Origin of the sequence: Chrysanthemum yellows phytoplasma, assembly GCF_000803325.1 — a bacterium.
GTDB lineage: Bacteria > Bacillota_I > Bacilli_A > Acholeplasmatales > Acholeplasmataceae > Phytoplasma > Phytoplasma asteris.
In genome coordinates, this window is sequence record NZ_JSWH01000079.1 from 1 (window position 1) to 7,905 (window position 7,905).

The 7,905-nt window shown below is 29.2% G+C and carries 10 protein-coding genes; all 10 read left to right on the plus strand.

What is annotated here, in order from left to right; genetic code table 11:
• The coding region (locus OL66_RS03970; protein ID WP_034172117.1) for a hypothetical protein at nt 1-515 on the plus strand (515 nt) is incomplete at its 5' end.
• 142 nt (nt 516-657) lie between these two features.
• Entirely contained in the window at nt 658-975 is a 318-nt protein-coding gene (locus OL66_RS01075) for a thioredoxin family protein (RefSeq protein WP_034172118.1), read from the plus strand.
• A gap of 33 nt (nt 976-1,008) precedes the next feature.
• Entirely contained in the window at nt 1,009-1,860 is an 852-nt protein-coding gene (gene truB / locus OL66_RS01080) for a tRNA pseudouridine(55) synthase TruB (RefSeq protein WP_034172119.1), read from the plus strand.
• A 118-nt stretch (nt 1,861-1,978) separates the two neighbouring features.
• Nucleotides 1,979-2,716, plus strand: a complete 738-nt coding sequence (locus tag OL66_RS01085; RefSeq protein ID WP_034172120.1) for a pseudouridine synthase — start codon at nt 1,979-1,981, stop codon at nt 2,714-2,716.
• A 45-nt stretch (nt 2,717-2,761) separates the two neighbouring features.
• On the plus strand, nt 2,762-3,427 hold the full coding sequence (gene cmk, locus OL66_RS01090; RefSeq protein WP_034172123.1) for a (d)CMP kinase: 666 nt from the start codon (nt 2,762-2,764) through the stop codon (nt 3,425-3,427).
• The gene (gene der / locus OL66_RS01095) at nt 3,428-4,864 is read left to right on the plus strand and encodes a ribosome biogenesis GTPase Der (RefSeq protein WP_034172121.1); all 1,437 of its coding nucleotides are present in this window, start codon (nt 3,428-3,430) and stop codon (nt 4,862-4,864) included.
• Nucleotides 4,865-5,077: 213 nt separating this feature from the next.
• A complete protein-coding gene (locus OL66_RS01100) occupies nt 5,078-6,067 on the plus strand; it encodes an NAD(P)H-dependent glycerol-3-phosphate dehydrogenase (RefSeq protein ID WP_034172122.1) in 990 nt (329 codons plus the stop codon).
• Between the two features lie 176 nt (nt 6,068-6,243).
• Nucleotides 6,244-6,528 (plus strand): HU family DNA-binding protein, encoded by a 285-nt coding sequence (locus tag OL66_RS01105; RefSeq protein ID WP_011160617.1) that lies wholly within the window; start codon nt 6,244-6,246, stop codon nt 6,526-6,528.
• Nucleotides 6,529-6,636: 108 nt separating this feature from the next.
• A complete protein-coding gene (locus OL66_RS01110; protein ID WP_173401680.1) occupies nt 6,637-6,855 on the plus strand; it encodes a hypothetical protein in 219 nt (72 codons plus the stop codon).
• A 92-nt stretch (nt 6,856-6,947) separates the two neighbouring features.
• The coding region (locus tag OL66_RS03605) for a hypothetical protein (protein WP_173401681.1) at nt 6,948-7,905 on the plus strand (958 nt) is incomplete at its 3' end.

The following is a 7,905-nucleotide window of genomic DNA, read 5'->3' on the forward strand; positions in this document are numbered from 1 at the left end:
AAACCATTTATTGGTTGTTTGCTATTCCTAAAAATTATTTTATTTTCAAGAAAAAAATTATCACCCCCTTTTTAATTGTGGTAAGTTTGATGTTTTCTATTTTGTTGTTTTCTTTTGATTGCTATCATCATTTGCCTTTTATAAATGCCACTTCCAACATTACTGTTTCTGATTTATTGAATAAAATTGATAATTATGAAACCAAAAAAATTACTTATGTTGCTAAAAATAGTTGGCTGGAAGGTTTTTATTACCATATCAAATTAATTGATAAAAACGGAGTCCCTTTTTATTGCAAACTAAAACCTATTTCTCAAAACATTTTGGAACAAAAAATAGCTTCTCTTAAATACAAAGATTTTATTTCCCAAGAAGAAAAATATTTTGATTGGGTAAACTTATTAATTAAAATAATCCTTTCTTTGTCTTCATTTGTGTTTTTGCTTTATGGTTGCCTTAACATTAAACGGATTAGAAAACAATTCTCAAACGAACAAATTTCCAAAAAAATATGATTCATAAAAATGCATTTTTTCATTTTGTTTTAAAAATTAAAATAACTAAAACATATCTTTATTAATTAACATTTTTTAAATTATAATAAATGGTGTATGCCAAAACCCAAACCCCAAAAAAACAAAAGGAGTTTTAAATATAATGAGTAATTTAATGAATTATCAAGGACAAGATTTTGAAACCATAACTGCCACACAACAATTGGTAGTTGTTGATTTTTTTGCTACATGGTGTCCTCCATGTCAAAGATTATTGCCTGTTTTGGATGAAGTTTGCCTTTTAGAAAAAGACATTCTTTTTTACAAAGTAGACGTTGATTTTTTTAGACAATTAGCATTAGAAAAAGGTGTTTCTGGCTTTCCCACCCTTATTTTATACAAAGATAAAAAAGAATTAGCAAGACATAGTGGTTTTCTAAATAAAGAAGACTTGCTTAAATTTTTACATTCTTATAAATAATTTTACCACAAACCGAAAGTAAAATCAAACGTTATGAACGGATTTTTTTTAGTCAACAAACCAGAAAAGATGACATCACATGATGTAGTTTTTCAAATTAAAAAAAAATTTCATTTTGACAAAGTAGGACACACAGGAACTCTTGATCCTTTAGCCTCAGGACTTTTAATTATTTGTGTGGGTAAAGCCACTAAACTGGCTTTTTTGTTCGATAAACTACCAAAAACTTATCAAGGAACCTTTCTTTTTAATAAACATTATGATACTTTGGATGTGACAGGTAAATTGTTGGATACCAAAAACACCCCTTTAACTGATTGTACCATCCAAAAAAGTTTTGCATCTTTTCATCAAAAAAAGTATTTGCAAATACCTCCTATGTTTTCAGCAGTTAAAATTAAAGGGAAAAAAATGTATCGTTTAGCACGCAAAAATCAAGTTGTAGATATTCCTCCAAGAGAAGTTTTTATTCATCATTTTGAAAAAACATCTTTGTTTTGTCGCGACCAAGTAGATTTTTTGGCACATGTTTCCAAAGGAACTTATATTAGAAGTCTTGCGCGCGATCTAGCTTTGCAATTAAATACTTATGGTGCTCTTCTTCGTTTGCAAAGAACTGCAATTGGCACGCATTTATTACAAAACGCTAAAACTATTGAAAATTTAGAACTCAATGATTTGATTTTGGATAGTACTTTTTTTGCTGCTTACGATGAACTTATTTTAAATGATTATTTAATTAAGTTAGTAAAAAACGGCACTCATTTAGACCAAAGACAAATAACTACTAAAAAACCTTTTATAGTTAAAGATAGTAATAAAAATTTTGTTGCTTATTATGATACCTTGGATGAAAATAAATACTATCCGCGTTATTTTTTTTAATTTGCAATATTTTTAATTATTAACTATTAGAAAAACAAAAGACATTTTTGAACAATATTTTAATAATAAGTTTTTAAACATCAAACCACACAATCAAGTAAGGAAGGATTGGAAAATAATGCAAAGATTACAAAAAGTTTTGGCTTATGCAAATGTGGCATCTAGAAGAAAAGCAGAAATTTTAATTTTGGAAAAACGCATTAAAGTTAATGGCAAAATTATTTCTGAATTAGGAACCAAAGTATCTTCCAGCGACATTATAACTTTGGATGACAAACCGATCACCAAAACCACTTATTCTTATTTTTTGCTCAACAAGCCCAATGGATTTCTTTCCACTGCCAAAGACAATAAAAAACGCCCTACTGTTTTGGATTTAATCGAAGAAGCAAGCATACAAAGATTATATCCGATAGGACGCCTTGATTTTAATACTACAGGACTACTTTTAATTACTAATGACGGCGATCTTACTCAAAAATTAACCCATCCTTCCTTTTGTATTCCTAAAGAATATCATGTTAAAATTAATGCTTGTTTGCAAAAAAAAGACCTTGCCACATTCCGCAAAGGAATTATCATTGATAAAAATTATTTGGCTGTTTGTAAAGAAATTGATATTTTGAAAAGTTCTTATACACCCAAACCTTCTACTTGGTTAAAGCTAGTAATAACTGAAGGAAAAAACAGGCAAGTTCGTAAAATGATGCAAGTTTTAGGCTATCAAGTTTTAAAGTTAAAACGTTATCGTTATTCTTTTTTAACTATTGAAAATCTCACAATAGGTGCTTATCGCCCTTTAAAAATTCATGAAATTAAAAAATTAAAAACCTTAACTACTCAAATACCGCATTAATTTAGTAAATTTAAGATCACTATAAGGAGTTAGTTATATATGCATATGAAAAGTTTTAAAATCGCCATTGATGGTCCGGCAGGTTCTGGCAAAAGCACTATTAGTAAAAAGTTGTCCCAAAAATTAGGTTGGAATCACATTGATACTGGAGCAATGTTTCGGGCACTAACTTTATATTTGTTAGAAAATGAAGTTTCATGGCATCATGAAAAAAGTCTTAATCAAGCTTTAGATAAAATCAATCTTTCTTATTCTTGTAATAAAATTTTTCTTAATCAAGAAGACGTTTCTTTAAAAATTAAGTCTTTGGACGTCGAAAAACATGTCTCTTCAGTAGCTTTAATTCCTGCTGTAAGAACTAAATTATTGAAATTGCAAAAAGAAATTTGTGGCAATACTCCTAATTTAATTATGGATGGAAGAGATATTGGAACAGTTGTAATGTCAGATGCTAATTTAAAAATTTTTCTTACTGCCAACATTACTAAAAGAGCTTTGAGAAAACAACAAGAAGATGCCCAAAAAGGAAAAATCACAGACATTGCTCAAATTATGAAACAACTCAAGGAACGCGATCATAAAGATTATCATCGCCAACTTGCTCCCTTATCTAAAGCTTTAGATGCCATTTTACTAGATACTACCGAATTATCGATTGATGAAGTAATTGCCAAAATTATTGCCTTAATTGATAAAAAAAGGAGAACTTAAATGTCTTTTAAAATTGCTATTGTGGGTCGTCCTAATGTTGGCAAATCAAGTTTGTTTAACCGCATTATTGGGAAAAGACACGCTATTACTCATCAAAAAGCAGGCATTACTCGGGACCGCATTTATGCTACTGCCGAGTGGCTTACTAAAACATTTGGAGTTATTGATACGGGCGGTATCGAAATTCAATCAACTCCTTTTTTGGAACAAATTAAATTACAAGCTCAACTTGCAGTTGATGAAGCTGATGTAATTGTTTTTGTAGTTGATGGGCAAACAGGACTTACTCAAAATGACATTTATTTAGCTAAACTTTTGTATAAAACTAAAAAACCAGTTCTTTTGGCAGTTAATAAAATTGACAACCACAATTTATTATCTAACACTTATGAATTTTATGCTCTGGGATTTGATACTCCTTTTGCAATTAGTACTCAACATGGTATAGGTATAGGTGATTTGTTAGATAAAATTGTTTTTCTTATGCGCGATGCTGCTTTAATTTCTGATTCTTCCTTTTTAGAAGACCTTCCAATAGATACAGCTTTGCAAAGCCCCCCTTCCGAATTTAATTATGAAATCCCAGAAAAACAACTGTTAGAACCAGAACAAAACCAAAACCAAGAAAAAGACAACAACATTATTAAATTTTGTGTTGTGGGACGCCCAAACGTTGGCAAATCAACCCTTACTAATTCTCTTTTAGCATCCCAAAGAATGATTGTCTCTGATATGGCAGGAACTACCACCGATGCTGTTGATACTTTTTTTGAAAATGATGGGCAAAAATACCAAATTATTGACACTGCAGGTATTAAAAAAAGAGGTAAAATTTATGAACAAGAAGACAAATACAGCGTTTTGCGTGCTTTAGGTGCTTTGGAAAAAGCAGATATTGCTTGTTTAGTTTTAGATGCTAAAGAAGGTATTTTAGAACAAGATAAAAATATTGCAGGGTTTATTTTAGAACATCATAAAGCTTGCATTATTATTGTCAATAAATGGGATTTGTTAGAAAAAGATACCAATACCCTAAAGAACTTTGAGCAAAAAATTCGTCAAGAGTTTGTTTTTTTATCTTATGCGCCTGTTATTTTCTTATCAGCTTTGAAAAAAAGTCGTCTTACTCAAATTTTTGCTATTTTAAAACGAGTTTTTAACAATTATAAAAGTCAGTTTAGCACTAGTCTTTTAAACGATATTTTACAAGAAGCAACTCTTATAACTCCTCCCACTTTCTTTAATCAAAAAAAAGCTAAGTTTCAATATATTTTTCAAACTAAAACCAAAGCTCCTGAATTTCTTTGTTTTGTTAATGACCCTAAACATATTCATTTTTCTTATGAAAGATTTTTAAAAAATCAATTTAGAAAAAGCCTTGATTTAGAAGGAACACCCCTCAAAATTATTTTTCATCAAAAAAAGTCTAATTTTTAAAACTATTTTGAATCCCCCTTTTTCTCCTTCCCCTTCTTTTTGCATTTTGTTTGCAAGTATTTTATTATTTGTTCTTATTTTATGATTTAATTATAGTGGTTGAAAAAAAATTCAACCTTATTTTTAATTATCAAAAAAACTTTTGTCATTTTTGCTGTAACTTTTTTCATGACCGTTTTTGCTATTTTGATTACAAGAAAGAAGCTATATTTTATGAAAATTACTATTATTGGCAGTGGTGCTTGGGGTTCTACTTTGGCACAAGTTTTAACTGATAACAACAATCAAGTTTTACTCTATGACACTAACCTTTCTTATGTGGAAAAAATAAATCAAGGAAAACATCCCATTTTTAATGCTCCACTAGTAAATGTCAAAGCAGTTTCTTGCCTTAAACAAGCCCTTGATTATTCTGATTTGATAGTTTTGGCAGTTCCTATGAAATTTATGCGTCATCTTCTCAAACAAATTGCCCTTATGTTAACTACTCCCAAATCGTTTGTCAATGTTTCTAAAGGTATTGAACCTTTAACTTTTTTGCGTGTTTCTGAAATTGTCAAACAAGTTATTCCTGCCCCTCTTTTAGCTAATTTTGCTTCCTTAATGGGTCCATCGCATGCTGAAGAAGTTATTTTACGCAAATTAACTCTGTTAACTGCAGCTTCTTCCAATCCCGCTTTTGCCTTGGAAATTCAAAAATTATTTTCTTGCCCTAATTATTTGAAAGTATATACTTCTTCTGATTTGGTAGGAAATGAAATTTGCAGTGCTTTTAAAAATGTTTTAGCCCTTATTAACGGTATTTTAGTAGCCAAGAACTTTGGAATTAATTCTCAAGCAGCTTTGATGAGTCGTGGTATTTTAGAAATGTCGGTGTTAGTTACTTTTTATCAAGGAAACCCCCAAACCGTTTTAGGACTTCCAGGATTAGGTGATTTAATTGTGACTGCTTTTAGCAAATACTCCAGAAATTTTAATGCTGGTGCTAAAATTGCTGCAGGCATTACTTACCAACAAATTATTGACTCTTCTTTGCAAACCATCGAAGGATTCCAAACTCTTAATGCTTTTTATCAATTGCAATTAAAACATAATTTAGATCTGCCCATTATTCAAGCCTCTTATCAATTAATTTTTGAATCCAAGCCCTTTGAAACTGTTTTTGCAACTTTAATGCAAAGACCTTTCAAAAGTGAATTCTAAATTATTTTTTTACCCACCCACCATTTTTTTAATCCATTTTGCAAACACCCCCGCAGTCAATTAAGAATAAAATGCAAATAATTACCAATAATTTCAAATAATTGTTGGTTTGCGCTTGTAAATTATTTTTTTGATGTTATAATAAGTACGTAAATAAAAAGAAAAGGAGGCAAAAAATGAACAAATTAGAATTTTTAAGAAAATTAGCTGAAAAAAATGGCGTTAGTCAAAAAGAAGCTGATAAATTTCTTAATAACTTTATTGAAGTTATTTCTCAAAGTCTTCAAGAATTCAAAGAAGATGAAAAAGTTACTTTAACAGGTTTTGGCACCTTTGAAGTAAAACACAGAAGTGCTCGCGAAGGAAAAAATCCAAGAACTGGTAAAACTATTGACATTCCAGCTAAAAAGGTTCCTACTTTCAAATTTAGCAAAAGTTTTAAAGATCTTTTCGTTGCTTAAAATCTTTACTATTAAGTTTTTTAATATTTTACAATAAAAAAACAAACTAACTAGTTTGTTTTTTTATTTACACTTTTTGATAAAGTGAACCCATAAGGAAGTAGGTTAGTGCTTTTGCAACCCACAGCTAAAAATTATTTAATAGGAACTCGCGCCAAAGTTCAAAACGAACCCCAAATAGCAGTTATTACTCGCATTGATTATCAAAGAGGTTTTATTTACTTGTTATTTAAAAGAATGAGAGAAGAAAAATATCCTTTTCCCCAAGCCTTAGAACAAAACATTATTCAACCTATTGTTTCTAAAAATAAATCTCATCATCAATAATTTATCATTAATCAAATTTATAACTTATCTTCATTATCCATTATTTTAATTGCATTTGTAAATATTTAAATGTTAAACCAAAAAGGAAAGATATGAAAAGAAAATTAAGATTTAAAAAAATTGTTTTAAGAAATTATTTTAAAAAGCCCAATGTTGTTTTTCTTTTTTTAATGTTGTCTATTTGTACTTTAATGCTTGTTTTTTTTCATGATTTTAAAGAATGTGTTAACAAAGGACAAATTTATTGGCAATATAAGTACAAAGCCCCTACTTTTATGCCTGAAATTGATTTTGACACCACAGGAAAAGAAGACAACATTTTAGATTACGAAGAAGGTTATTATCCTGGGCACCACACTTTTATCAAAACAGTTTGGTATTTTACCCATCAAAGTAATTTATTTGTATTAATTGTTTATGCTTTATTTTTTACCAAAGTAAGACAAAAAAATTGGTATCATTATGTAGTTTTTGCATGTTTAGTTAGCATTTTGATGACAGCTTTAATTTTTCACACTTTAATTGATAAAGGTAGACATTTTTACGAACCTAAATTTAGTCTTTCTTTTTTTCTTTCTCATCTCCACCACACTTTAGCTCCTTTATGTTATCTATATTTTTATTTTAAAGTCAATTCTTATGCTATTCCTTATAAAAAAATGTGGATAGCTTTTATTCATCCCTTGCTTTATATGACCTTTTTTAGTTTATTTGGCTTTTTATCTATGCAAGATTATTTTCAAGATCTGCAAAAAGACAAACCAATTATAACTTCAGAAAAACAAGCAGCTAAAAGAGATCCTTTTAAAATGTTTCCTTATGTTTTCTTTTCTCCTTTTAAACAAAAATTAAATAATCCTGCAAATGCCCAAAATTTAGAAGATAAGGAAAATCGCCATCATAAACGTTATCGTTTTGTTTATTCATGTTATGACTTTGTTTGTTTGGTCTTTTCTTGCCTTTTTGTCTTTACAGTTTCTATGACTTATACTCTTTTATGGATTAAAAAACGTTTAATTAATAAAAAAACTACTCCTCATTATAAAAAAA

Bases quoted from the DNA above. Each gene is read 5' to 3' on its own strand.
- OL66_RS01075 (WP_034172118.1), top strand. From the start codon at position 658: ATGAGTAATTTAATGAATTATCAAGGACAAGATTTTGAAACCATAACT.
- truB (WP_034172119.1), top strand. From the start codon at position 1,009: ATGAACGGATTTTTTTTAGTCAACAAACCAGAAAAGATGACATCACAT.
- OL66_RS01085 (WP_034172120.1), top strand. From the start codon at position 1,979: ATGCAAAGATTACAAAAAGTTTTGGCTTATGCAAATGTGGCATCTAGA.
- cmk (WP_034172123.1), top strand. From the start codon at position 2,762: ATGAAAAGTTTTAAAATCGCCATTGATGGTCCGGCAGGTTCTGGCAAA.
- der (WP_034172121.1), top strand. From the start codon at position 3,428: ATGTCTTTTAAAATTGCTATTGTGGGTCGTCCTAATGTTGGCAAATCA.
- OL66_RS01100 (WP_034172122.1), top strand. From the start codon at position 5,078: ATGAAAATTACTATTATTGGCAGTGGTGCTTGGGGTTCTACTTTGGCA.
- OL66_RS01105 (WP_011160617.1), top strand. From the start codon at position 6,244: ATGAACAAATTAGAATTTTTAAGAAAATTAGCTGAAAAAAATGGCGTT.